This is a genomic window from Mycolicibacterium hippocampi (assembly GCF_010723735.1).
Lineage (GTDB): Bacteria > Actinomycetota > Actinomycetes > Mycobacteriales > Mycobacteriaceae > Mycobacterium > Mycobacterium hippocampi.
Map to the genome: position 1 here is coordinate 24,244 of NZ_BLLB01000001.1, position 24,227 is coordinate 48,470.

The 24,227-nt window shown below is 67.5% G+C and carries 20 protein-coding genes; 1 reads left to right on the forward strand and 19 read right to left on the reverse strand.

All coding sequences use genetic code 11. From position 1 onward, the window contains the following. The first annotated feature begins 3 nt into the window (after window positions 1–3). Window positions 4–510 carry a hypothetical protein gene (locus tag G6N53_RS00080; RefSeq protein WP_172527962.1) on the forward strand — a complete coding sequence of 169 codons (507 nt, stop codon included), beginning with the start codon at window positions 4–6 and terminating at the stop codon, window positions 508–510. A 14-nt stretch (window positions 511–524) separates the two neighbouring features. Here G6N53_RS00080 and G6N53_RS00085 read toward each other — a convergent pair whose 3' ends face one another. The 19 genes from G6N53_RS00085 to G6N53_RS00175 form a co-directional block, all read right to left on the reverse strand. Continuing rightward, window positions 525–1,181 (reverse strand): hypothetical protein, encoded by a 657-nt coding sequence (locus tag G6N53_RS00085; RefSeq protein ID WP_163886427.1) that lies wholly within the window; start codon window positions 1,179–1,181, stop codon window positions 525–527. Window positions 1,182–1,345: 164 nt separating this feature from the next. Further along, window positions 1,346–1,654 (reverse strand): hypothetical protein, encoded by a 309-nt coding sequence (locus G6N53_RS00090; RefSeq protein ID WP_237166271.1) that lies wholly within the window; start codon window positions 1,652–1,654, stop codon window positions 1,346–1,348. Between the two features lie 17 nt (window positions 1,655–1,671). After that, window positions 1,672–3,084: a type IV secretory system conjugative DNA transfer family protein gene (locus tag G6N53_RS00095; protein ID WP_163886429.1), complete on the reverse strand. Its 1,413-nt coding sequence runs from the start codon at window positions 3,082–3,084 to the stop codon at window positions 1,672–1,674. Window positions 3,085–3,140: 56 nt separating this feature from the next. After that, on the reverse strand, window positions 3,141–3,407 hold the full coding sequence (locus G6N53_RS00100; protein ID WP_163886430.1) for a hypothetical protein: 267 nt from the start codon (window positions 3,405–3,407) through the stop codon (window positions 3,141–3,143). Between the two features lie 57 nt (window positions 3,408–3,464). Further along, window positions 3,465–4,325: a hypothetical protein gene (locus tag G6N53_RS00105; protein WP_115329243.1), complete on the reverse strand. Its 861-nt coding sequence runs from the start codon at window positions 4,323–4,325 to the stop codon at window positions 3,465–3,467. Then, the gene (gene eccE / locus G6N53_RS00110) at window positions 4,322–6,028 is read right to left on the reverse strand and encodes a type VII secretion protein EccE (RefSeq protein WP_115329242.1); all 1,707 of its coding nucleotides are present in this window, start codon (window positions 6,026–6,028) and stop codon (window positions 4,322–4,324) included. Before eccE ends, G6N53_RS00105 begins: the two co-directional genes overlap by 4 nt. Beyond that, window positions 6,025–7,707 carry a S8 family serine peptidase gene (locus G6N53_RS00115; protein ID WP_115329241.1) on the reverse strand — a complete coding sequence of 561 codons (1,683 nt, stop codon included), beginning with the start codon at window positions 7,705–7,707 and terminating at the stop codon, window positions 6,025–6,027. The genes eccE and G6N53_RS00115 overlap by 4 nt, the downstream gene beginning before the upstream one ends. After that, window positions 7,707–9,215, reverse strand: a complete 1,509-nt coding sequence (eccD, locus tag G6N53_RS00120; RefSeq protein WP_237166273.1) for a type VII secretion integral membrane protein EccD — start codon at window positions 9,213–9,215, stop codon at window positions 7,707–7,709. The genes G6N53_RS00115 and eccD overlap by 1 nt, the downstream gene beginning before the upstream one ends. A 5-nt stretch (window positions 9,216–9,220) precedes the next feature. Next, window positions 9,221–10,828 (reverse strand): MinD/ParA family ATP-binding protein, encoded by a 1,608-nt coding sequence (locus G6N53_RS00125; protein WP_115329239.1) that lies wholly within the window; start codon window positions 10,826–10,828, stop codon window positions 9,221–9,223. 66 nt (window positions 10,829–10,894) lie between these two features. Then, entirely contained in the window at window positions 10,895–12,412 is a 1,518-nt protein-coding gene (eccB, locus tag G6N53_RS00130) for a type VII secretion protein EccB (protein ID WP_083741723.1), read from the reverse strand. Window positions 12,413–12,489: 77 nt separating this feature from the next. Then, the gene (locus G6N53_RS00135; RefSeq protein ID WP_163886432.1) at window positions 12,490–13,356 is read right to left on the reverse strand and encodes an ESX secretion-associated protein EspG; all 867 of its coding nucleotides are present in this window, start codon (window positions 13,354–13,356) and stop codon (window positions 12,490–12,492) included. Between the two features lie 102 nt (window positions 13,357–13,458). Then, window positions 13,459–13,755 (reverse strand): WXG100 family type VII secretion target, encoded by a 297-nt coding sequence (locus tag G6N53_RS00140; RefSeq protein WP_048424368.1) that lies wholly within the window; start codon window positions 13,753–13,755, stop codon window positions 13,459–13,461. A 40-nt stretch (window positions 13,756–13,795) separates the two neighbouring features. Next, entirely contained in the window at window positions 13,796–14,116 is a 321-nt protein-coding gene (locus G6N53_RS00145; RefSeq protein WP_011767965.1) for a hypothetical protein, read from the reverse strand. A gap of 81 nt (window positions 14,117–14,197) precedes the next feature. Further along, window positions 14,198–15,439: a PPE domain-containing protein gene (locus tag G6N53_RS00150; protein ID WP_163886433.1), complete on the reverse strand. Its 1,242-nt coding sequence runs from the start codon at window positions 15,437–15,439 to the stop codon at window positions 14,198–14,200. Window positions 15,440–15,454: 15 nt separating this feature from the next. Further along, window positions 15,455–15,763: a PE domain-containing protein gene (locus G6N53_RS00155; protein ID WP_011767963.1), complete on the reverse strand. Its 309-nt coding sequence runs from the start codon at window positions 15,761–15,763 to the stop codon at window positions 15,455–15,457. A 204-nt stretch (window positions 15,764–15,967) separates the two neighbouring features. Further along, entirely contained in the window at window positions 15,968–20,125 is a 4,158-nt protein-coding gene (eccCa, locus tag G6N53_RS00160) for a type VII secretion protein EccCa (protein WP_163886434.1), read from the reverse strand. Window positions 20,126–20,241: 116 nt separating this feature from the next. Further along, the gene (locus G6N53_RS00165) at window positions 20,242–20,757 is read right to left on the reverse strand and encodes a hypothetical protein (RefSeq protein ID WP_011767961.1); all 516 of its coding nucleotides are present in this window, start codon (window positions 20,755–20,757) and stop codon (window positions 20,242–20,244) included. A gap of 14 nt (window positions 20,758–20,771) precedes the next feature. Next, the gene (locus tag G6N53_RS00170; RefSeq protein ID WP_163886435.1) at window positions 20,772–23,306 is read right to left on the reverse strand and encodes an EspK C-terminal domain-containing protein; all 2,535 of its coding nucleotides are present in this window, start codon (window positions 23,304–23,306) and stop codon (window positions 20,772–20,774) included. Between the two features lie 20 nt (window positions 23,307–23,326). Then, window positions 23,327–23,809, reverse strand: coding sequence for a hypothetical protein (locus G6N53_RS00175; protein WP_237166274.1), 483 nt, complete (start codon window positions 23,807–23,809; stop codon window positions 23,327–23,329). Window positions 23,810–24,227: the final 418 nt, after the last annotated feature.

A 24,227-nucleotide genomic window follows, 5' to 3' on the forward strand; every position in this document is an offset into this window, starting at 1 on the left:
AATATGACGGTTCCCGCCGACGGCGTTCCCCGGCTTATGCACTTCGTCGACGCCCGGCTGGCCAAGCTGCGGATGTCGAGGGAAGAAGCCAACCGGCGAGGCTTCCCGAACTTCAGCACGTTGGCCGCGGTGCGCGACCGCGATACCCAGAACACCCCCCGAGTGCGCACGCTGCTGCGCATCGATCGCACTCTGGGCTGGCAGCCCGGCTCGGCGGCGGTCGTGCTGTTGGGCGGCTATCCGCTGAGCATCACCGCACGCGCCACCAAAAACGTGCGGCTCCAGGAGCAGGCCGCGACGCCGCTGACCAAAGACGACATCGCCGATCGGCTGCTCACCCAACTGCACGAGGAAATCGAGCGCGCGCACGACGACCTGCGCGCGTTCGACGATCGGATCAACCGTCTCTACGCCGCACATGACCGGTTGGCCGAGGAACTGCGCGTTGACCGCAGCCTGGTCGAGGAGTTCGCCGACCGCGACGTCGCAGCCGAGAGTGTGCAGCGCTGAGGCGCCGGCGGCGCTCACCATCGCGGCATCCGCTCGCCATGGTCGGGCAGCGGGTGGGGCTCTACCACCGGCGGTCCGGTGATCTCGTAGGGCCCCAGAATCTCGGCGGCATCCTCGGGGCTCAATGCGGGCTCTGCTGGAGTCAGCGGCCACCACTGATCTGAGCCGGGGATCGCCAACCAGCCCTCGGCGATGCCGTACACGCCGGCCATCACCGGGGCCGCAGCCAGTTGGACACACAGCCACGGCACCACCACCATCTGACCGAACGTCGGTGCAGGGTCATACAGAGCCAGGATCGGGGCCCCGAGTGCAGCCCCCGACCACAGCAGAGCAGCGATTGGAAATGCCCGTAGCGTCTGCGGAATCAGGTTCACCAGAACGGATTTGATCGCCACGCCGGCCAGCCAGCCCAACGGAACGCACACCGCCAGGATCGCCACCACCACCAGCTCCACCTGAGAGGTAGGCGACTTGGCGGCGCGCAGAATCAGCGGCGGTAGCGACGTGTCGTCATGCGGATCGGGTAGGGCGGCCACGGTGCTGCGCTGACGGGCGCGGACCCGGCGGCCGAGCTGCTCGGCGCGGCGCCGCTGGATCAGCGACCACCCCTGGTGGCGGGCGACCCACGCCCGCCGCACCTCATCAAATTTGTCGCTGGGATCAGCCATACTCTGACCCTAAAACGCCCCAAAGGGTCGCTCGTGCACTATTTTTCCGGCTGCCGTGCGGGTCGTCCAAGCACAGCGCCGTGACTGCTGTCAGCAGTCGCACCCGGCAAGCCCGGCACCGGAAATGGGGCTGCCCTCGGCGCGGTGGGCTACCCGCTACACCTTTAGCTGGCAGCCGGGTAGCCCTCGCCGCGGTCGCACATCACCGGAAGGGCCCGGGCGTCTAAGAAGCGCTGCGCGGCAACGAGATACACCCGGGCATAGCGCAGTTGTCGGGAGCTGGCATCGGCGGCCAGGAGCACCGTGGCGGCCTCATCGCGAGCCGAGAGGGCGTACTGGCGGCGGCGATGCGCGTCGACACCCATCACGATTGCGTGCTGAAGATCACGACGCGCTCGCGCCAGAGCCGTTGCCGTGGATGCGGGCGCGTTCAGTGACCGCAGCGAGGTCTCCTGCGACGCAGAGGAAATCATCTGTGCACCAACGGTCGTCATGCCGTCGCCGCCGCGTCGAGGCCGCTGAATCGCTGGCGGCCGCCGCTGCTGTGGAGCCGCGCTGCCCGCAGTTCGTCGAGGTACTTCACGAACTCGGTCCAGTCGATAAGGGTGACCATGCGCCCGGGGGTGCCGCGGATCAGCAGCCGCGCGAACGAGTCATTGGGTGGCATAAGTTCCTCAGGCTCAAGGGCATTGCCGAAGGTTCGGCTCGTCGACGTCGAATCCAGGCTGTGGTCATAGGACAGTTGGCTGCGGGTGGTCTTGCCGCTCCAGAACGACGCCGACTCCATCAGGTCCTTCTCATGGGAGCCGTACATCAGCAGCGACGCCGGAACGACAGCGCGAATCGCCGCCCCCTGCAGCGGGCCGTAGATCGCGTCGAGCTGCTCGCCGGCCTGGGCGGCAAAACACAGCGAGACCCCCAGGCCGCGGGACTCGGCGATGTATTGCGGCAGTCGCGGCAACGGCGTGTTGGTGATCTCGTCGAGAAACATGCCCAACCGGGAAAACTCGTCCCACTGAGCGACTTTCACGCGTTGACGGTTAATCAGCTGATCCATCAGAGTGATCGCCTGCGCGGCGACCGTGCCATCAAAGGGTGTCAGCAGATAGATGGTGGCGTTGGGGTCCTCCAGGAACTCCTCATCGAGGACTGGCAGGCCTCTGTCGCGTTCCATCGTCTGCAGCCAGGCAGTCAGGACCTTGGTCACGGTGATCTTGACCGAGTCGCGCTGCTTGGCCTCCATGCTCAACACGCTGCGCACGCGGGCCTCGAAGTAGCGGTTCGACGACCAGACGGCCGCGGTCACCCAGGAGGCATCAGTGCTCATCTGCGGCGAGGTGGGCCAAGGGTTGGGCAGGGTCACGTCCTCGGCAGCCTCGATTACCCAGTCGATGCCCAGCCCCAGCCCTTGCGGGCTCGCGGCCAACAGTAGGCAGGTCAGCGGGGCGAACGCCAGGTCATCCCACGGGCCGGGGTCGCTGCCGCGAAAGGAGCTGCCCGACAGCGCGACCGCCGAGGTGCTCAACAACGTGCGAGCGACGGCCTTAGCATCCTCAAGTCCGGTGATCCATGCGGTGGGATCGAACCGGTACGGACGCAGGTCAGCCGGATAGTACGGCGCAGCGATAGGCCGCAGATCCAGCAGCGCGGCAGGCCCGTAGCGCCGCGAGGCCACCATCTGCATGAGGTCGTCCTTGGAGGACGACACCACTGCTGGGCCCGGCCACAGCACCGCCGACTGCGCCAGCCACTTGCGGGTCTTGCCGGTGCCCGGCGGGGCGAACGCGCCGATATGCGGGGCGGTCTCCAGCGGCACGAGTCGGCCGCGGTCGTCGTGGACCCAGCCGGCGAACGGGGTCACCGGTGGCCGATAGCCGCCGGAGGCGGCCGGTGTCGCACTCATAGTTGGAACAGTAGGGCCGCCGCAGGGGTGCTCCGTGCACTATTTTCGGGCGCTGTTTAGTCCTGCCGCGGCGAGACGTACTCCCCGGCGCGCACGTCAGGCCCGATCTGGACTGCGAACTGCAGTTGATCGGCGGTGTACATCCAGCCTGCATCGGTCCAGGTGCGCGGAACTAGTTGCGCCACAACAGGTTGTGGAAGACCGCACGCGGCGGCGACATCAGCGATCGTGAACTGAGCGTGCCCGCTATTGATCGGCGCCGCCACTTTGCGGCGGCGAAACGACTCCAAACACAGCGGCGCGGCGAGCTGCTCATCGGGCATGGATATAAGGCTACGGCCGACCGAGGTGCCCGACAGGCACAAAATGCCGAACGCACATCAGATCGTCATGAGTCGAGACGACAGCGCGGGCGCCACATCGGCAGCGGTGAACAGCCGTACGGGTCCGGTGATCGCACCGTCAGGTGGTCGGACATAGCCAAGGCCCAGAGGGGACATCGGCAGCTGCCACGCCTGGGGTCCACCGAGGGCATCCATGGACGTTTGTGCTGTCGCGGTCCTCAGCGCAATCACGACGTCGCTGGTTGCCGCAACGGGCCGCCCCAACCGGGCGCCAACCGCGAACTTCGAGGTCTGCTCAGTGCTCGACATGAGGAGCCGGACACGCTTGTCGCGGCCTTCGTCGGCGATGCGCTGCAGCGTACCCGCCACTTGTGGGTGCGACCCCAGCAGCTCGTCGACGGCATCGACGACGACGAGCAGCTCGGGCTGGGACTGGCCTGTGCGCTCATTCAGCGCGGCCTCGACCTGGGCGCACCAGGTGTCCCAGTTCGCCGGAGGGTCGGCTGCGCGCCGGTAGCCCGCGCAGTGGGCGACAACGTGAGGAGGAGGGCCGGTAGTGGCGTTTGCGCTGGTGATGCCGTTCTGTGTGTCGGCGATCGCGAGCTGCACGCGGGTCGGCGGATACAAGGTGCACACGCTCAGCGCAAGCGACTGCAGCGCTGTGGTTTTCCCAGCGATGCCCACGCAGAGCGCGACGTTGGCGTGATCGCCGAGCTCAATCGACACCACCGAGTCGGGCGCGTCCACTGGCGCACCGACCGGGATCGCCAGCACGTCATCGTGGGCGCGGCGTCGCCACCCCGGGCGCGGGTCGAACGTGTCGAGGTCAGTGACGCCCAGGGCGTCCAGGAGACGCCTACCCGGCCAGGCCGGAGAATGTGTCTGCGCAGCGCTCATAGGCCAAGCCAGGCCTGTTCCTGGTTGAAGGCCACGATGGCGACCTCGACGGTGTCGCGGGCGGTGCTGATCCGCACCGATTCCCGCGAGATCTGCTGAAAGTGGATGTCGGGTTGCTGCCCGCCAGGCTGGGCACGCCCGAGGGTGATCACGGTGGCCGACAATCCGGTGGGCGGCGCAATGAGGGGCCGGTCGTTGACGATGATCGAGGGCACGAACTCTGCGGGCCGGCGGCGGTCGACCACGGCGATATTGGGTTGGGCCAACCTCGCCCACCGGTTGGGTTGGCTGGAATAGATGGCGATCCGCTCCCCCACCGCGGCGGCGCGGATGAGCAGCTGGCGCACGTAATACTCGCTGGTGTCCATGACGATGCGGGTGGCCTGCTGCGGATCGGTCAGCGACAACATGACCAGATCGTCGCGCTGCACCGGCGGGTCTGCGCGGCGGTCATCGCGCAGTGCAGCTCCCACCAGAATGCCCGTCGAGCCGATCGGGATCTCCAACGCGCTGGGCTCCCCCAGCGGGCGCGCGGGGATGTCGAGGTGGCCCGGACGCGCCGTCGGGGCCGGCCGCAGTGCGGCGGAAAACTGGTCACCGGGCAACGTGTTGAGATACAGCGTCGGTGGCTGCTGAGGGGGCTGCGGATCGTTGGTGCGCACCGTGGCCGCGATCATCACCGGGCCATCGCCGTCAGGGGCCTCCACGTAGCGGCGTTTGAACAAGCTCAGCGTCAACACCACCTCGTCGCTGCGCAGCGCCCACATCTGATGCAGTGACGCGGTGGTGATGTCCTCGGGTGAGAAGTAGTACGTCGTGAGAAACCCGGGGTGGCCCTTGATGGTGCGCCAGCCAACCTCGTTGCTGACCTTGCTGCGCCGCTGCGCTGGGCTGGTGGAGCGAAAGGGCACCGGGTCGGCTGGGCTGTCGGTGCCCTCGATGACCGGGGGCGCCGGAGCCGGCTGCAGCCGTGCGCCCAACCGGTCGAGCGCGGTGTCGAGCTCGGCGGCGGTCAGGGCGGTGGCGCGGATGTCGCGCTCTAACAGGGCATTGATGATTCGCTCGGTGGCGGCGGCGGCTGCAGCCCCGACCGATTGCCGATACTGCAAGCCGGGCACCGAGTTTCGGATGTCGAGGCGCACCACGAACTGCATGGTGCGCTGCCCGGCCGCGGGCCGGTCGGCCAGCAGAGTGCTGTACAGCGGGGGGTATTCGTTGCCGCGGCGCACGCGGTGTCCGGCGGGCACGACGTCAATGGCCGCCAGCTGAATCCCGCCGGGCTGGTCGAGCAGCTCGGTCAGCACCTCCAGCGGCAGCAGGTTGCGGGTCAGCGACACTGTGGAGCCGCGCAGGAACGTCAGCGAGTAGGGCTTTCCGGTCACCTCGATCATCGTGAGGGCTTCGTAGGCCTCGACGCGCACACCGCACACGATGTTGCCGTGGGGCACATCCACGGCCGCAGCCGCCGCCGGGTATTTCCCGCGCCGGGAACGACGCCAGCGCCGCACGGCCGCCAGCCAGCCCGGCACGTTGCGGCGGTGCACAGTGGGTACCAGCAGCAGCAGCGCCACGGCGGTGATCACCGCGGCCGGCCACCATCCAAACCGCGCTGGCGGTAGACCGATGAATGCCACCAGGGCAACGACTTCGAGCGCGACTACCACCGGTGTTCCGGCGCGCACGCCCACGGTGCGGGCCTTCATCGCAGCCTCCGTCGCATGCCGACGACCGCCACGGCGACCGCGGCGACGAGCAGGACCGCGGCGCCGGCGAGCAGGGCGCTGTTGCGCGGGCGATGATCCGGTCCCGGCGGGGGCGGAGGTACATACAGGTCGGTGCTGAGCCGCTCGACTGGTTTCGGATCGCCCAGCGGCACATCGAAGGTCAGCGCCGCTACCGGATCGACCACGCCGTAGCCGACCTGGTTGTCGACCCCGCGGGCCGGATTGTGGGCGGTCTCGGTGATGCGCCGCATGACTTGGGCCGCGGTGAGATCGGGGAATTTGGCCCGCACCAGCGCGACCACGCCGCTGACGTAGGCGGCCGAGAAGCTGGTCCCCCAGAAACCGGCACCCAAGCCGGGTTCATCGGGTCGGGCGTTGACCGCGGCGCCGTTGGTGTTCGACAGGCCCATGATCCGCCAGCCAGGGGCGGCCACCGACACCCACGGGCCGTTGATCGAATCCGGCAGCGGCAGCCCCTCGGGGGTCACCGCGCCGACGGTGAGCACGTAGTCGGAGAACCACGCCGGAGTCACGATCGTGCGCACCCCAGCCCAGTCCCGGGGATCGTTGGGGTCCAGCGCATTGAAGGCGGGGTTCTGTCCGCAGTCCTGTCCCTGGTCACCGCCGCCCTGATTGCCGGCGGCGGCCACGATCACGATGTCCTTGTCCACCGCGGCGTAGCGCACCGCCGCGCCCAGAGCGTCCTGGTTGACCGGGGCGGCGGCGTTGATGCACGACGCCAACGACACGTTGATCACCTGAACGCCGGGCAGGTCTGCGGCATGGCGAATCGCCTTGGCCAGGGTCGCAATGTCGCCGGCCTTGCGTTGACCCTCGATGTCGCCGGGGGCTGGTCGTGCCGGGGTGAACGCCGTCGAGGACTGCCGAATCGAAATCAGCGAGACATCGGGGGCCACGCCGACCACGCCGTCCGGTCCCGCCGGCGGCGGCCCCGGCACCAACGGCTGCGCGGCGCCGGTGTCTCCCGGGCCCTGCGCGGGCGGAGGTCCCGCCGGCGGCGGTCCACCGGGCGGCGGTCCCCCCGGCGGCGGCTCAGCAGGAGGTGGCGGCGGCTCGGGCGGCGGCGCGGGCGCGGTCACTGTCGCGGTCGCGGTGATCGTCGGCGGCGGGGGAAACGCTGGCGGCGCGGGATTGGCCGGCACGCCCGGGGGTGGAGGGGGCGCCCCTGCTCCCGCAGGACGCGGCGTGGGGCGGTCGGCCGGGTTAGCCGGCGCGGCGCCGATGATCGAGGCGACAATGGTGCCGTGGCTTTCGCAATCGGTCAGCCCGCCGTCGGGTAGTCCCTGCACGAAGTCGCCGCCGGGAAACAGCCGCGGGAACCGTGGGTTGGGGGTGACGCCGGTGTCGATGATGGCCACCGTCACTCCAGCGCCCGTCGAGTACTGCCAGGCCTGTTCGATGTTGAGCATGGTGTTGCCCGGGTCGGGTTGCGCCACGTTGGGATCGCCCACCACCACCGGGGTCACGCACGCTTTGGTTTGGCGCATCTCCTGGGGCGGGCCCGGAGTCTCGTCCGGCGGCAGTGCGCCCGGGTCGATCACCGGCGGGGCCACCGCCAGCGCCGCCGGGGGCGCCAACACGTTGGCGCTGAGCAGTCCGAATGCGGCCAGGCCGGCCGCCACACTTTTGCCCCGCATCAGTGCAACCTGATGTATTGCAGCAGCCCGATCGCCCATGCGGCGAACGGCACGATCAGGGCATAGCCGAGGTACTCCAGCCATTCCACGACTTGCCGGATGGGTTCAGAGAAGCTGCGGGAGGGAATGACCGCCCCGGCCAGCAGCCCGGCCACGGCCACGGCCAACACCACGGCCGCCGACACCGCCACCGAGACGGTCGCCGAGGCCGGAGCGCTGAGGCCGTAGTGCAGCGGGATCGCCATCAGCGACAGTGCCGACCCGCTGACGATGGTCACCGCATGACGGCGGTGCCGCAATCCGCGGGCCCGCAGAATCAGGCACAGCGCCGTCACCACGACGACGACGATCGAGGGCCACTGCGAGCCCGACCCCGGGGCGATCGCCCACCAGGAGGCTGCCAGCTGCACCACGGCGATCCCGAGCAGGGTGCCGGTGAGCACCCGGTTGGACCGGCGGGCCACCTCGGCGACCTGCTCACCGCGCAGCGTCACGTCATGGGCGGCCGACTCCACAGGTGTCAGCGTGTCCTCGGGCTGACCTGGCGCGCGGGTGAACATGTCGCGCCCGGTGATGGACTCGAAGCTTTGGCGCGGAACTTTGGACATCCACAGCCCGATCGCGGTCGCCGCCCGAGAAGCGATGAGCACCGCCATCAACATGACAATGGCGATGCGTTGAGCGGGAACGTCGAAGAACATGCGGGTCAGACCGGCGGCGATGACGGCCGTGGTCACGGTGACGATCGCCGCCGCCGCGGTCCAGTGGCGGCCCGTCATCCGCGCCAACAGCAGCACCCCGACGGTGGCCACCACGGCGGCCAGGAAAGCATGCGGGGCCCCGGGCTGGTTGCCATACGGCGCGCTCGCGCCAGCCAGGACGAGGCCGACCAACGCCGCCCAGGCGGCGCCGTCGACGATGACGCGGCTGGCCCCAGCGCGCGCCGACAGCATCGCGGTGGCCAACAGGATGCCCGCGGTGACGGCGAAGATCGCGGGGCTCAGCCAGAACGGCTGGGCCGCCCACCGCAGTCGCCACACCAGCAGGGCCGCCCCAATCAGTGCCGCCGCGGTGAGCGCCCCGGCGACCACCACCGCGTCGTGGGTCGACACCGGAGGAAAGTGGGCATGGGCCCAGCGGGCCAGCGCAGTCGAGACATTCTCGATCAGTGGCGTGTACCGGCGGGCTGTCTTCTCGGGCACGAACGCCAACAGGTCACCGTCGGCGACACCCTGCGCCGACAACGACACCTCCTCCGAGAGCCGTGTCATCCCCACCGCGCGGGCGAATTCATATGTCCCTACAGGGAGTTCGTCTTCACCCTTGCTGCGCAGCAGCCGATTGACCGCCCCGAGAGTCGAGTCGGTCAACGCCGAGAGCGGGACTGCGGCCGGTAACACCAGGTCAATCTGGTGAGCGTCGCCGACCAACAGCGACACCCTGCACGACGAGGGCACCAGCGGCCCACCGGGGGCTGACGATCCTGACGTGGGAGTCGACGGGCTCACCGTGGTCACCGGCGCCCCCGCAGACTGTCGCTGGTTGTGGGAAAGTGCTCGGCGATCGCCGCGGCGATCTCGATGAACCGTCGACGCGTCACCTTGTCGATTTCGTTCTGCACGTCAATCACACCGCCGGGCCGCAGATGTCGATCGAACGGCACTTCCACCACGCGCTGGCCGCGCTGGCTGAACTGCTCATGAAGCACCTCGCGGGTGCGCTTGTCGGCGTGCCCGTCACCGTCGTTGAGCACGACCACCGTGCGATGCAGCAGCCCGGTATGGCCGGTGTTGGCGAGCAGCTCCATGGTCTGTGCCGCCGCGGAGGCCCCGTCCACCCACATCGAGGACACCACGATCAGTGCGTCAAGATCGCGCAGGACCTCCCGGGTCACCGGGGAATCCATCGTGGAGCCACAGTCGATGATCGACAGCGTGAAGTGGTTGTCCAGCCGGCCGGTCGCCTCACGGTAGATGTTCGGCTCGAGTATTCGGCGGCGGGCGGTGGCAGATTCGCCGGCCAGCACGAACAGGCCGGCGGTGTTGTTACCCACGCGGGAACGCACGTCGGCGAAGGTGCGCAAGTCCTGATCGGCGGCGAGCTCCCAATAGGAACCCTTGGCGTTGGGGTCCACGCGCAGGCCCAGCTTGCCGAACGCGGTATCGGCGTCGATGGCCACTACCCGGTCATCCTGGCGGAGCTCGGCGAAGATCGACCCCACCCCGGCGGCAATCGTGGTCTTGCCGACGCCGCCTTTGCCGAGCACCCCGATCTTGTAGCGGCCCCGCAGTAGGGAGCGGATCTTGGCCTCCAGCTCCGCCAAATGCCGTTCATCGGGTGACTGCCCGAAGTTCAGCAGCCCGAAGGTGCTCTTGTACAGCACTTTCCGCCACCCCTTGCCGGGGGGAATCTTGCGGGTCGGCACGAGTTCAGTAGGCCGAATCGAGTCGACGTAGGAGTAGTTCGCCGGCCCCGTGGCTGCCGGGGCGGGCTCGCCCCACTGGCGCGGGTCACCGGCAGGAGGCGCAGAACGCTCGCCGGGCCAGCCTTGGGCGGGCGACGGGGGACGCTGCGGGCCGGATTGCTGCGGAAACGGTGGGGCCTGATGCCGTGGAGGCTCGCCACCCCACTGAGAGGAGGTGGGCGGCACCGCCTGCTGGCCCGCACCGGTGTCGCCGAAACTGCCGCCGCGGGAGGGGCTTTCGCGTAGCGGCGGGGGCGGGAAGTCGCGGCGGTCGAAAAACGTTGTGGTCTCAACATCCGACGGGCGGTACGGCGCGCCCGGGTCAGGATCTTGCGGGGCCGCCGCGGGTTGCTCCGTGGTCGACTCCACAACCTCCGACTCGCTGGGTTGTGCGTGCTGACCCCACGGCGGAGCTGCGTCGGATCGCGATGCTGGACTGGGCACATCCGGGGTGCGGCCCGGCCACGGCGGGGGTGGGGGCGGCACTGAGGATTGGGCGTGAGCGCCCGCGGATTCCCCACCGCTCGCCGGTAGTGGGGGCCAGCCCGGCACCGCCGGCGGTGCCGGCGGCTCTGCGGCGTGCGCACCGGTGTCGCGGGTGTCGCCCTCGCTCGAAGGGTAGCCCGTCTGCTCAGGGGGGAGATCGCGGTCAGTCACAATCTGATCCTATCAGCGTGTATGTCGTATATCGGCACTAGTTTTTCAACCCTCGATTTTTAACAACTAGCTTCCCGGCGACCTGGTGGGGAGCGCTTCGGCGCCCCCGACGGGAGCGAGCGAGTCGTGCTGGACCAGTGCGTCGGCGCGGGTGAGTGCTGGCCCTGGCGCAAATGCCCGGATCAGCGGCCACGGTGCCTGCTGCGACCGATCCGGGGACACCCCGAGGGCCGTGAACGCGTCGTCGGACAACTCGATGCCGTAGCGGACCCCTTGATCTGAAATCCACCACATCGCTTCGCGCGAGGACGCTGCTGGGGCCGCACTGGTCGTCATGACCAAGTTCGTGGCACCGGGGCCGATGTACACCTGGTCAGCCTCCACCGATTCGGGATCGCGCACGCCCTTCGGGAGTTTGACCAGGCGGTTATCGGCGGAGCCGAGCGGGATCGGCAACCCTTGCCCCGACAAGATCGTGACTTCGGCAGCGCGGTCTGTAGCGCCCTTCGACCACGCCAGGCAGGTGGTGGCGTTGACGGCAGTGTCCACCAGGCGCAGCCGAGTGGCCGGGTAGAACGACACCGGCAGCTTATCCACCACCGGTATCGGAGCGAGTTTGTCGGGGGCCACCTGAATCGGGGCCACATCACCGAACGAGTTCGCCGATCGCAGGAGTGAGGCGACGAACGGCGAAACCCGTTGCACACCATCACGTAACAGCACGTACAGCGATTCGGCAGCGTTGGGCTGGCCGAGGTCGCGCACGGTCAGCACTGACCCGATCACCGCGCCGTCGGCGACATTCCATCGTGACGGTTCCCCGGCCCCCGGGATGGCCGGGCTCACCAGCGGGTCGGTCGCCGGAAGGGCGTCAAAAAGCGGTCGGGACAACGGAATCGGTTCCGGCGCAGTCGAATCGACGCCCAAGGCTAAAGCGACCGCCTTATTGCTGAGGTCAATCTCGGAGCGGTGTCCCTCCCAGATCACATAGGTCCGATCGCCGTAGCGGCCCAAGATGGCATCGGGCATCTGCAGCGGCGCTGAGCGCTGGCCTAGCGTCAGCTGGCCGGCGATCGCCGTGACCACAGGTTCCGAGGCGGCCGAGGTCGTCGACGTCGGTGTCGGTGCGGTGTCGCACACGGTCCAGTCCGAGGACGACGCCGTACGGATGGGCATCGCCGCGGGAGCGCCCACGATGCCCACCAGCGGCCCTTGCGGGTATTTCTCCAGCTCTGCGGCCTTGACGAACGTCGGATTATTCGGCTGGCCGGCGATCAGCCGGGCGCTCATCAGGTTCAGCGCCGGGTGTAGTCGACCGTCGACCATCACGTAGACCGCGCCGGTGTCGCGGTCGGCCAAAATGGCCGACTGGCCGACCTGGCCGGCCGGCTTGAACCACGACAGCACGAACATCAGCGCCATGGCCAGCAGTGTGAACATGACCCCGAGGATGAGGGCAGCGCTGCGGCGCTGTTCGGGGTCGTATTCGAGCCGAACGCCGTGATGGCTCAGTGCCGCGGCGTTGCGGCGGTTCCAGAAATAGTGGGCCGTCACCTGCAGCCGCGACGTCAAATTCAGCGCCATATTGCCCACCCTACTAGGGACAATGACCCTAAATCGGCACCAATTTCATGCCCCCCGACATATGTACGCATGGCGTTTTACGCGGCCGCCCGTGGCGCGGAAAGCAGCCCGTAGAGGTCCTCGCGCACGGCGTCGGTGGTGGCCGGCCACAAGCTCAGCCACTGCTTACCGTCTGCCGACGTGCTCGTGGTGATGCTCACGCGGCCAAACTCGGTGTCGGCCACCGTGACCACCCGGGGATGGACATGCTGGGCGATGTCGTGGTCAATCACCATGGCGACGGCCATGGCCGAGTCGTCCAAGCGTGTCGCCGCAGCCAGGACCTCGGCCTGCTGGGGTTGCAGTCCCAGCCGGCTCATCGCGGCGATCGTGGCGTCTCGCCCTTGCGGGACAGCGGCTTCCAGCGTCGATTGCATCAGGTCGGCGGGGATGTTGACGCCGTCGATATCAGCGGGTGCGGCCACACCCAGCGCCGGCATCAAGGTTTGGCACATCAAGTCCGCCTGAACTGCGGGGTAATCGGTCTCCCCCACCGCGTCAACGACCATCTCGTTGCCGTCGCGGGCAGCCATCGCCAGCCACCGGCGGTACCGGCACACCACGACCACCCGCTCCTCCACCGTCGGGAGCTCACCGTTGTGGACGGCCTGCCCTGACGGTCGCCGTATGGTCAGGACGGCCTGACGATCAGGGCGGCCCAGCACGGTCATCCAGTCGCGCACCGGGTCGTCGACCGCGCCACTGGGGGAAATAGCGCCGGCCTGCACCAGGCTCAGATACTCGGCGGTTTCAGCGATCGGGACCGGCCCTGCTGTGGTCTCAACAATCAGTTCGTGATGCACTGACGGAATAAATGGCTTGAGCCGCAACGCTGTTGGCATGGATTCCACACCCAGCAGCGCCTGCAGTACCCATACGCCCCCGACGGTTGTCGTCAGCGCCATGTCCTATCCCTTCTATCTATTCTTTCGAGCAGCAAAAAGGGGGGCCAACTTCAGTTGGCCCCCCTTTCGGCATTGTCGCTACAGCACCCCTGGTGGGCCGTCCTAGACCATGAACGTCTGGGCAGAGGCCCCGTCCTGGGACACGAAGTCCACACCAGCCTGGTCGGCGGCCTGGCCGTGGCGGTGGATGACTTCCTTGCCCTCGTTGGTGGCGTCGATGATCATCTGCTGCGCCTGGGCGTAGGTGACCGACGCCTGATCGGTGGTGAAGTACTCGGCGATGCCGCCGAGCAGGTTCTGCGCCTCGGAGGCGATGTTGTCCAGCTCGCCGCTGAACGTTCCCAGGGCGGCGTTGTAATCGACGATCGCGCCGGGATTGACCTTGATCATTCCGTCCATTGTGGTGGAATCCTTTCGACTGTCTGTGGTGGTGGAAGGGTCAGGTGAAGCGCAGGCCGCCGGCGACCGACTGGATCTGCTGGGCGCTCTGGGTGTCGATGTTGGTGAAGTCCGGTGCGCTGTTACGCAGCGCCGCGATCAGCGACTCCCACCGCATGTTCATCTCACGCTGTGCCTGCGAGATCTCTTCTGCCGTAGCCACGTTGGCGACACCGGCCTGGCCGTCGAGGCCGCCGGAGGCCTGCAGTTCGGTCGAATGCTGCTGGTAGCGGCTGAGCACGTCGAGGGCCCGCATCTTGAGATCGTCGAGCTGGTCGGCGGTGGACTGAATCTGCGCCGCACCAACAACTTGCTGTGCCATGGAAACTCCTGTTCTGGAAGGTGTTTGGTTCTAGACAAAGTCTATGGGCGTCTACACACCCCGCCGTGCGCTAATTTTTTGTTACCTGTCCCCCCTGTCAGCAGCCGATCGGGCAAGCGTGACCTGCATCGTGCGTCCCTGCCGCTGCTCGGTCGCTGCCGCGCCGTCGCGCCCCATCGCCGAGGCCGGAGCGCCGTACAGACCACCAGTGCCTGCACCCCCTGACGGGCTCGGTCCGGTGGCAACCGGTTCGATGGCACCTCCGAATCCGCCGGGCAGTTTGGGGGCATTCGGGGTGCTGAAACTCCCCACCGGGCGGGTGTAGGAACTGGTGGGAACGACCCCGCTGCCGCCGGCACCGATGCCGCCGCCACCGCCGCCGCCGCCGCTGAGCGCACTGGCCAACCCCGGCGTCGCCACCGGTGTACCGGTCAGCGGAGCCGCTGACGCGGCCCCCGGGGCGCCACCGAGACCGCCCATGCTCGACGACAGCGGGCCGAGCATGCCCATCGGCATCTGCATGAACTGGCTGAGCATCTGCGGGGCCTGGCCCAGCATCTGCGGAGCCTGGCCCATCATGCCGGTGACCGACGAGAGCTGCCCCATCATCCCCATCGGCCCGCCCATCGCCGACATTGCATCGGCGGGTGCCGAGACCGCTTCACTGGCCGGTACCGCGGCCGTGCTCGCCTGCTGCATGCTTTGCGAGCTGGCCTGCAATGCGCCCTGCACACCGGCCTGCGCCCCAGCGTCGCCCAAGGCGGCCAATGCTGCGGCCGGATTGGGTGCCATCGGCGCGAACGGCGGCGGCGTCGCCAGCACGCCCAACGCCGCGGTGACCACACCTTGATAACTCGACATGATCGTGGCGTTCTGAATCCACTGCCGCTCATACTCGGCGACCAGGGCCGCGATCGCCGGACTGTTCTGCCCGATGAAATTCGTGGCGACCAGCGCCTCAGTATCGACGAGGTTCTGATCCGACACCGGTCCAGGCACCATCGTGGTCTTGGCCAGGTGATAGGCATCCACGATGGCCGTCGCCTGCACAACAGCTTCCTCAAACCAGGCCACCGCCATGCCCAAGATTCCCGCAAACGCCTGAGCGGTCATCGTCATCGCCGCACCACCGGCGCCCTGCCAACCCACCGAGGCCGTGCTGGTCGTACTGGTGGTCATGGTGGCAATCTCGGCGGAAAGCATCGCCGCGGTCGCCTGATGAGCCGCTGCGGCTGCCGCAGCAGTAGCCGCCTCATCGCCGGTGACCAACTGGTAGTAGTTCACCTGCGGCGGATTGAGTGCCGAATCCCCGAAGCCTGGCATCGCCCGAAAGCGCTTCTAGATCGCCAGAGCGCTCTGCTGCAGCACATCCATGGCTGCGTAGCTGGTGCCGTTGACGCCGACGTTGCCGGCGAACATAGCCCGCGTCATCGTCAGCTGCGTCAGCGCGGCCACTGCTGCCGCGCCGCGCGCGTTGAGCGCCGCCGCCACCGCCATCGACGCCGGGTCACTACCCGGGGGCAGCACCGTCGTCATCACCGGGGCAGCCCCGGACGTCCCGGCTGCCATGGTCGCCGCGCCCGCGCTCTCGGCAGCCGACAGCATTCCGACCAGCGCCGGCTCCACACCAATGATTGGAACGGACATATGTTTGCCTCTCCCTTCGTGGGGGTGATCCGAACTCAGTTTAAGCCCAGTGCTAAGGGGCTACCTGCGCTAAATTCCGCACGGCCCCTATCACCACCGAAGACCTCGATAAATGGCCGTTGAGAAAGCTCGAAATGTCTGATTCCGGCGCTCGGGCCACTAATTCCGTAGCCCAATCGCCCGCATAGGTCACTGGTGATCGCATTAGCTCTGGCCTATCGGCGAGGAATGGCGAGGAGGTGTCGAGCGCACCGGTTCGGGTGTCCAGGCCACCAGCACACCGTCGGTGGTGCCGCCGGGGTGCACGTAGATACCCTTACCTTGACGTTGAGGCTCGCCGTAGACACCGCTGATGATCGGGCCGTGTTCGCGGCGGCCGTCCAGGATGATCGTCGGCTGCAACGCGCCGGCCAGTCGGCCGAGCATGCTGTTGCCCGACGCTTGGAAGCTCCACAGCTTGATATCGGCCGCCGCGATGATGTGCATGCCCAGCTGATCGGCCGTTTCAACGTAGTCGGCCAACTGCATCAGCGGATTCTGCGCCGAGTTCCACGACGTGACGTCATCGGCGAACACAAAAATCTTGCGACCGGTCCAGAACTGGCGTTTCAGCATCTCCGTGGGACTGGTGCCTGGCGGCGGGGTGCGCCTGTCGAACAACTCGGCCAACTCCCCCGCGGCCTTCTTGATGTCGTTGAGGGTATAGGCGTAGCGCGACAGCCACGTTTCCTCCGGCACCACGCCCATGTGACGGCGGCGCGGATCGATCAACACAATGGTGGCCTCATCGGGACTGTAGTGGGCCATGACGCTGTGCATCATCGTGCGCAGGAACGCCGAGCGCCCCGACTGCGCGCGGCCTACGACCACCGCGTGGGGGTTTTCGGCGAAGTCGATGAACGCCGGGCCCAGATCAGACTCCGACAGACCGAACGGAACCAGGTCGCGTTGCGCGCCGCCATTGACCCGCGCCAACACATCAGACAGCGGCACCCTCTCCGGCAGGCGTTTGACCTCGGCGAACTTCTCGACCCCGGCCACCTGGCGCACGACCGCCCCCACGCCGCGAGCGTCGATACGGCCGGACGGATCATTGGCCAGCACCGGCTCGCCGATCATGATGTGGAACCCGGCGGCGCTGAGGCCATGTCCTGGCTTGTTCGGCACCTCCTTGCCCCGGTTGACCGTGGGGTCCCGCCGGCCCAGCTCCGATTCCCGCTCATCAGTCATGCGCAACTCGATGCGCTCCGTGGACAGGTTCTTGACCTGGGTGTTGAGTTTCGACAGATAGCTGGTGTGGGTGACGATCGTGCGCACCCCGTAGTTGCCGGCACGCATCAGCGACATCACCTGTTCAGCCCATTTCTGGTTGGCGTCGTTGAAGTTGCCCCAGCCGTCGATGACAAGCACCACATCACCGCCGGAGACGCCGATATCGGTCGGATGAGGGCCGAACTTGGCCTCCCGCACCTGCTCCATATCCAGGCCACGGGTGGCGAAAAGCCGTTCGCGCTCGTCGACGATCCCGCGCACGGTGGCCAGCAGGCGGGTAACACCTTCGGTGTCGTGCAGAGCCGCCACCGCGGCCACATGCGGAAGATCATTCAACACGGCCAACTGCGGGCCACTGGCGGCAATGCAGTAGAACTGCACCCGCTCCGGCCGGTACATCAACGCCCCCGCGGTGATCATGGTCATCACCGCATTGGTATGACCCATACGGGGGGCACCGACAATGAGCGCGCTACTTTCCAGCATGTTCAGGTAGCAGACATCCTGGCGGTGCTGACGCGGGCGATCCTCCAGCCCCACCGGCAACACCAGGCCCGGATTCTGGCCGTAGTCGACATCCCACGGCTTGCCGCGCAGCCGAGCCACCAAATCGTCGGCGGCCGGCGGGGCACCTAGCGGCGGCAGCCACAGCTGGCGCGGCGGGGCGGCCCCCGTCGCCTGCAGAGAACCGATCACCGCGTCGATGATCTTCACGCTGGCGGCCTCCGGGACCGTCGCCGGGGCAGCGTCGCGCTCGACCGGCTCTGCCAGCAGACCATCGATGTCGGCGGCCTCTTCGGCCGTGAAAGCACGTGGCTCGAACCAGGTGCCGGCCTCCAGCGGACGGCTGTCATCCGGCCCGGTCTGCGGAACGAAATCAGCCGAGGAATAAAAGAATCGGAACTGGCGTGGCTGGCGCTGCGCCACCCGCAGGAATGCAGTTCCCTCCGCGCCTTTCTCGTCGATCTTGGCGGCGATCCCCACACCGAGGGCCTCGCGGGAATCTTCCTCAGTGCCGGTACGGCCGGCGATGGTGAAGCCGAGCAGCTTGCGGATGTCGCGCAGCTTCTGGGTGTCGACGGTCTGGCCGACCAGCTGCAAAAACATGTGATAGGCGCGGCCCTGGCGCATGATCCGCCAGAACAAGCTGCGGAACTTATCGCCCCAGTCCCGGTCGCTGAGCAGCTCCTGGTACTCGTCGGCGATGACCCACAGCACCGGCACCGGCGGCAGCGAGGGATCAGTAAGCCGCCGCTGGTTGTAGACCGTCAGATCCACCACGTCCGGGCCGGCGGCGTTGCACAGCGCGCCGCGCCGATCAAGCTCGCCCTCCAGCGCCTCATACATGCGGCCGACCAGGTGGCGCTCATCGCCGAGGTTGCTGACACTGGCCACCACATGCGGGAACTGTTCGAGCACGCCGGCGGCTGATTTCAGCTTGAAGTCGAAGAACACCACATTGGCGACCTCCGGTGAATGGGTCAACGCCATCGAGGCGACCTCGGTGATGATGCCCTCGGACTTGCCCGCGCCGGTCGTGCCGATGAACAGCGAATGCATGCCCATGCCCTGCTGGCTGCCCTCTTTGAGATCCAGGTCGACGACCTGTCCGCTGTCGTCGAGACCGACCGGGAAGCGCATCCACTCGGGGCCCTGGCTGCGGCGCGGGGACCACAGGCGGTCCACGTCGAGGTGGCGTGGGTCGCGCACCCCCACCGCGTCGAGCAGCGTGCGTTGCTGGTGGCCGGAATCGGTGACCGTGGTGACCCCACCGGAGGCGCGGAATCGGGCCATCGCCCGAGCGAACCGCTCCGCTGCGGTGATCGACAGCTGGTCGGCCTTGGCGTAGAACGCGTCGTCGAGCTCGTCGGAGGACGGATGCTGCACACCGCTAAACGGTGTGAGGTCCTCGGCGGGCAGTCGCTTGCGCAGCGCACCACCCACGAGGCGGTACGTGGTCTCCGGGGAAAACCCGATCCAACTCTTCGTCCCGAACGCATCATGCGGCGAGGGCGGCGGCACCGACGGTGCAAGGCGCACAAAGCAGGTGCCGGCATACCCGGCGCTGCCAGTCAGGCCGGCCCAGTCCTCGGGGGTTCCGCAGTTGTCGTCGATGATCACCCGGAACGGCAGAACGCTGTTCCCCGCGCCGTGCAACCCACTGGCCGGGGGTGTCCACTCGCTACGCGGAAGCTCCGCCTCGTCGAAAAACTCCTCCAACTGCGCTGGGGAGGAAAACAGCAGCCGGCGCTCACCGCAGCCGTCGCGCTTGCTGTGATGCTGCATATGCGGCAGCCACTTCGTCCAGTCCCACACCGACGGGGCGTCGCTGACCACCAGAATCTGCAGGTCGGCGGGGCTGTGGAATGCCGCCAGCTGACACACCATCGCCCGCAGTAGAGCGCGTGCCTCGTCCATATCCCCGATAAACGAGACCCCCGCGAAACGTTGCAGCCAAATCACCTTGGCCATGTCGTCGATGTATTCCTGCTCCAGCAGGAACTTGCGCAGGGCGTGACCGGTGGCCGGTTCGATCTGTGATGCCTCGGGAATCTTCGGCTTCTCGATCGTCATGGCGAGCTTGACCTTGCCGACCCCGACCCGGACCTCGCCGAATTCATCCGAACTAGGCGATCGTTCCCACATGCGCTCGGTGCCGACCGCGGCCACGAGTTGGGCCGGGTCCCAATGGAAATGCTCGCGATGGTCGAACTGGGCGCGGCGCTGCACCTCGATCTCATCGCGCACATCGTCCTGGCGGGCGAAGTAGTTGGCCCGGTACTGCCGCAGCTCACCCCAGGACATCTTCTGCGCCGCTCCGCGGCCGCGGAACAGCATGCCCGCCATGCCGATCAACATCATGATCCCGAAAATGCCGAAACCCGATGCGAAGCTTCGCATTCCGGACATGTACATCGCGACGATAAACCCGATCACACCGACAATCAGAACGATCGGCAGCACAATCCCCCACACACTTCGCGGCGGCGGGATCGGCGCCGGAATTGGCGGATCGATCGCGATCTTGCCGCCCGCCGTCGCCGGCGGGCGTGCAATCGGGCCGGGCCGCCTGAACTGTTGAGTGGTCACGTATCCGACCCTAACCCCGTCCAGGGGGCTATATCGGCGCCAATTTCAGAGCGCCCGATAACCAGAAAACCCACGATGCTGCGACCCCCTTCACGCAACAACCGGTAATCGAACTGTCAGGGGCCCACCGGGGCAAGCCCGCCGAAACCACCCCCGGCCGCGCCGCCCGGATCAATTGGCTCGACGTCATCGACCCTGACCATCAGCCCGTTGTGGTCATATTCCCAATGCCAACTATCCGCGCCGGTATTGCTGACCGGGCGGATGCTCGGTGCGCCCCCGCCGCCGCTGGCCCCCGGCGGCGGCATCGGCTGCATAGTCTGAGCGACCGACCTGATGTCGGCGGCGCTCTCAGTGTCCTGCCCCCGAAGCTCGGTCGTGGCGGTCTCGGCCTTCTGAACCCCTTCGATGGGCTCCGGCGCCAGCGTCGCCGAGCAGTGCGCGACATTCTCGGCCACCGCGACGGCCACGGCGTTGGCGGCGACATCGATCGGCGAAATACCCCCCGCAGGCATCGGAACCGGGCCAGGCTGGGCCGACCGGCTCACCTCCCCAGCGATCGACTGGGCAGTGCCCGTGACCGCCGCGGGCAACACCTCGATCGGCTTCGCGCCCCCAGATACTGCAGGCATCTACACAACTCCCCTCATGCGGCCATCGTGGGCCATAGTTCAGCTTCCTTCGCGATATGCCTTGCCGTGTAGGCGATCTCGACATAATCCGGTGTCGTGCTGCGCCACCACGACAGCAGCTCCGCGGCGCGGGCCACGTTGTGGAAACAACGCGCATAGGCAGACGGGCCCACGTCGCCAGCCACCCGACCTGGCCGCTGGCCCGCGCTGTCGAGGATCGCTGCGCGCATCGCCACGTCAAGATCGGCCCACAACTCTTCGATCACCGGCTCACCATTCTCGATCGCCGTAGCGACCTGGCGAATGGCCGGAGGAACCTGGAAGCCCAGCAGCTCAGAGGCGCGAGATAGGACCGTGCGCACTGCGGCAACCGTCAACGCCCATAGCTGGGAACGATCAACCACCCCGCCGGTGGTCAGGCGCGCGTACTCGGGGCGGTCAATGGACTCCAGCCGATGAATACGAGTTTCATCCAGCCCCGGCGGTGCTGAGTCGGCCTTGATCGGTGACGTGGTCAACGCGCAATTCTCGATATGCCGTACACCGGCATCCCGCGCCACAGCGGCGTTGCCGCCATAGTCCGTCGACACCGCCAGCGCCCACAACTCGACGTTCGGGTTGCTCGCCATGCACATCTGCCCGTACGCGGTCATCGTCTGGGCTGGGTTGACCCAGCCGAACCAGCGGGCGTGAAAATCCTTGTCCAAACCAGGATCTGAAAAAACTAGCCGCGCGGAGCTGGGCAGAAACACCCCCGGCGGGATGAACCCGCTGCCCTCACTGCTCACCACCCATGCCTGCGGTCCTGACGGCGTCTTGAACATCCCGACGCACCAGTCGATGCACCCATAAACCCGCGAGGCGTGCATCAGCTCGTAGACCAGTTCCGAGGCCTTATCGAGCAACGGGTCAGGCGCCCCAGACTGCGCCCCTGCGATCGCGCCCGCCGCTGCGGCGCTGACACCCGAGGCGACCACACCCGGCGGAAGCGCTGTCCCCTGGCCCGGGCTGGCAGGTGGAGCTGGCGGCGGCGCGGGCGGCGGTGCGCCCGCCGCAGCTGGCGCGACCTGCCTGGGCTGCAAATCAGAGTTGAACGGAGGCAGCGGGCCAGCCGGAGCGGCCGCTGGCGGCATCATCGGCGCACCCATCGACCCCATGTGGCCGGCCGGAACACTCGCCGCCGACCCTGGCGACGCGACGTGCGCAGGCCCGCCAGCCGCCGACACCGGCGCGGGACCGGCCGAGACCGGCGTACTCGACGCACCCGTAGTCGAACTCAGGGGCTGCGCCGGAGGAGGAGCAACAGGCGGCGGCAACACCGAGCCCGTACCTAAGCCCGCATTGAACCCGCGGGAAAAGTCAGACGAGGTAGCCGCCCCCGGTGCGCCACCACCACCCGCAGCTGCAGACGGAAGACCGCCCGCCGCCGGCGACACAGAAGACGGCAGCGACGACGACAGCCCCGCATTGGAAGACAACGAACTAGGCGACAGACCACCGGTCCCCGCCGACGACAACCCGCTCGCAGACGGCGGCTTAAACCCACTCCCGATCGAACCTAGCGGCGATGACCCGCCGCCTCCGCTCCCGGTCATCGCGGGCGGCGGCGCGGTTGGAACAGCGCTCGGCGAAGAGCCGAATAGCTCCGGCCGCCCATCGGCAAGCGGCCCGTTTTTCATAGGATCAGCTGCACCGTCGCCCGGGGTCTCGACGCCATCCTTGCCTGCTGATCCAGTTTCTCCCGGAGTCTGGCCGGGCACGGGACTTTCGCCCGCTTGGCTATCTGAGCCCGGGCTGGGGTTGCCTTCAGGCCGGTCGGCGCCTGGTGTTCCATTCGATCCGCTGAAATTTTCAGGCCGGTCGCTTGGAGTAGAAGGCGGCGTGCCGCCCGAGCCAGTGGGATTGTCGAGGGCCTGGACGTTGTCGCCGTTGCCGCCTTGGGTGGTGTGATCGGCTGGTGTGATCTGGCCGCCGCTGGGCAGCTGGCTTGAGGGGGTGCCGCCGATGTTGGCGGCGAGCTCTGCGATAGACGCGGCTGTGTCAGTCCCTACAGCCAGTGCTTCCCCTTGCGCTGCGGTGATGACGGCTTCGATTGCTGCGTAGATGGCGGCCATTGCCGCGCCAGCGCCTAACGGCGAGCCCGCCAAAGCCTGAAGTTGCTGCTTGAGCCGTTCGATCTCCTCATGTGCTTTGCGGTCGATCTCTTCGAGCCGGCCCCGGGCATGCCAGATCAGCTCAGCTGTTTCTTTGACGGCCTTGGCCATCTCGCCGTAGAGGTCCGAGTGATTGATCACCGTCTGCGCCGTGCGATACGAGCGCTCACACATCGCGTCGATCATCTGCCCGGAATTGGAACCGCCGAGGTCATCGGCTGCGCGACGGATCGCCGCTGCCGACATGCTCAGATCGGCACTTTTCTTACTCAGCGCGCTCGCGGTGTCCGACCACGACTCCGGCGACGTCGACGGCCAGGACCCGCCCAGAATGCGCATTGAGTACGGCCGTGTCGGCATCCCCGGGCCTGTGGCAACTGCTGCTGAAGCCGGCATCAGCTAGTCCCCCCCATCAGCTACCAGCCAGCACCGAGCGAATCGCAGATGGATTGCGGACCGCCATAGGCAATGAGGCTGTCGGTCCAGGCCGCGCTGTCATAGGACTTTTCTGGCCCTGGCTCTATGTTGTTGACCAGCAGCCACAGGTCATCAATATGGCGCTCCAAAGTGCGGGTAAATCGCGGCTGAACTCCCGGATGCTCCTTCATCGCCACCTCGACGCGGGCCACCCAGTCCTCAGTGTCACTTATGAATTTGGGGAGAGCTCCGTCCCTTGCAGGTGTTCCGGGCTGGCCAAGGGCGAACCACGCTTTGGCGGTGGTGCTGTACTCACTCATCAGCGGTCCGATGGCTGCGCAGAGTGCGCGGTCGGCCTGCTCAGTGGACGCGGGGCTAGATGACGCGGCCGGGTCTCCAGCAGATGGAGCGGCGTTGTTCGAGTCGTTGCTGTCGACGCGGGTTGTCAGGGCCACTACCAGCGCGGATGCCGCCAGAACCACAGCGAGGATGATGCCCGCGGCGGCGAGTGCCGTCCGCAGGCGTCCCGGGCGTCGGGGCTGCAACACCGGTGGAGGCGCCGGCGGGCCGTAGCCGGATGGGCCGGGGCCAGGAGGCGGCCCATAGGGGCCACCGTTCGGCGGCGGCACATATGCTTGGGTTTTCCCGCCCGCTGTCATACCTCCAGGGTAAACGGCCCCGGTGGGGTCTGGCACCGCCAAATTAGGCCCCGATCCGCTCGGCACCTCCCTGTCAACACATGTTCGCGGCCTTTCACAGGTTGGCTGCCTACAGCTACCCCGGATCTGTAGCGGACCCGCGCGGCACCTCAACGAGCCGCTGCGATGGCGCAGCATCGCGCCGCCGAATTTTGTGCACGGAGGGGCGTGGGCGCTGCGGTAGCGTTCGTGGTGTTCCGGT

Coding starts and splice junctions, on each gene's coding strand:
- G6N53_RS00095 (WP_163886429.1), bottom strand. CDS start 3,084: ATGAGTGCGACACCGGCCGCCTCCGGCGGCTATCGGCCACCGGTGACC.
- G6N53_RS00085 (WP_163886427.1), bottom strand. CDS start 1,181: ATGGCTGATCCCAGCGACAAATTTGATGAGGTGCGGCGGGCGTGGGTC.
- G6N53_RS00150 (WP_163886433.1), bottom strand. CDS start 15,439: ATGCCAGGCTTCGGGGATTCGGCACTCAATCCGCCGCAGGTGAACTAC.
- G6N53_RS00115 (WP_115329241.1), bottom strand. CDS start 7,707: ATGCGGGGCAAAAGTGTGGCGGCCGGCCTGGCCGCATTCGGACTGCTC.
- G6N53_RS00140 (WP_048424368.1), bottom strand. CDS start 13,755: ATGGACGGAATGATCAAGGTCAATCCCGGCGCGATCGTCGATTACAAC.
- G6N53_RS00165 (WP_011767961.1), bottom strand. CDS start 20,757: ATGCCTGCAGTATCTGGGGGCGCGAAGCCGATCGAGGTGTTGCCCGCG.
- G6N53_RS00080 (WP_172527962.1), top strand. CDS start 4: ATGACGGTTCCCGCCGACGGCGTTCCCCGGCTTATGCACTTCGTCGAC.
- G6N53_RS00145 (WP_011767965.1), bottom strand. CDS start 14,116: ATGGCACAGCAAGTTGTTGGTGCGGCGCAGATTCAGTCCACCGCCGAC.
- eccB (WP_083741723.1), bottom strand. CDS start 12,412: ATGGCGCTGAATTTGACGTCGCGGCTGCAGGTGACGGCCCACTATTTC.
- G6N53_RS00100 (WP_163886430.1), bottom strand. CDS start 3,407: ATGCCCGATGAGCAGCTCGCCGCGCCGCTGTGTTTGGAGTCGTTTCGC.
- G6N53_RS00090 (WP_237166271.1), bottom strand. CDS start 1,654: ATGATTTCCTCTGCGTCGCAGGAGACCTCGCTGCGGTCACTGAACGCG.
- G6N53_RS00170 (WP_163886435.1), bottom strand. CDS start 23,306: ATGCCGGCTTCAGCAGCAGTTGCCACAGGCCCGGGGATGCCGACACGG.
- eccE (WP_115329242.1), bottom strand. CDS start 6,028: ATGAAGGCCCGCACCGTGGGCGTGCGCGCCGGAACACCGGTGGTAGTC.
- G6N53_RS00135 (WP_163886432.1), bottom strand. CDS start 13,356: ATGGCGCTGACGACAACCGTCGGGGGCGTATGGGTACTGCAGGCGCTG.
- G6N53_RS00105 (WP_115329243.1), bottom strand. CDS start 4,325: ATGAGCGCTGCGCAGACACATTCTCCGGCCTGGCCGGGTAGGCGTCTC.
- G6N53_RS00155 (WP_011767963.1), bottom strand. CDS start 15,763: ATGTCCGTTCCAATCATTGGTGTGGAGCCGGCGCTGGTCGGAATGCTG.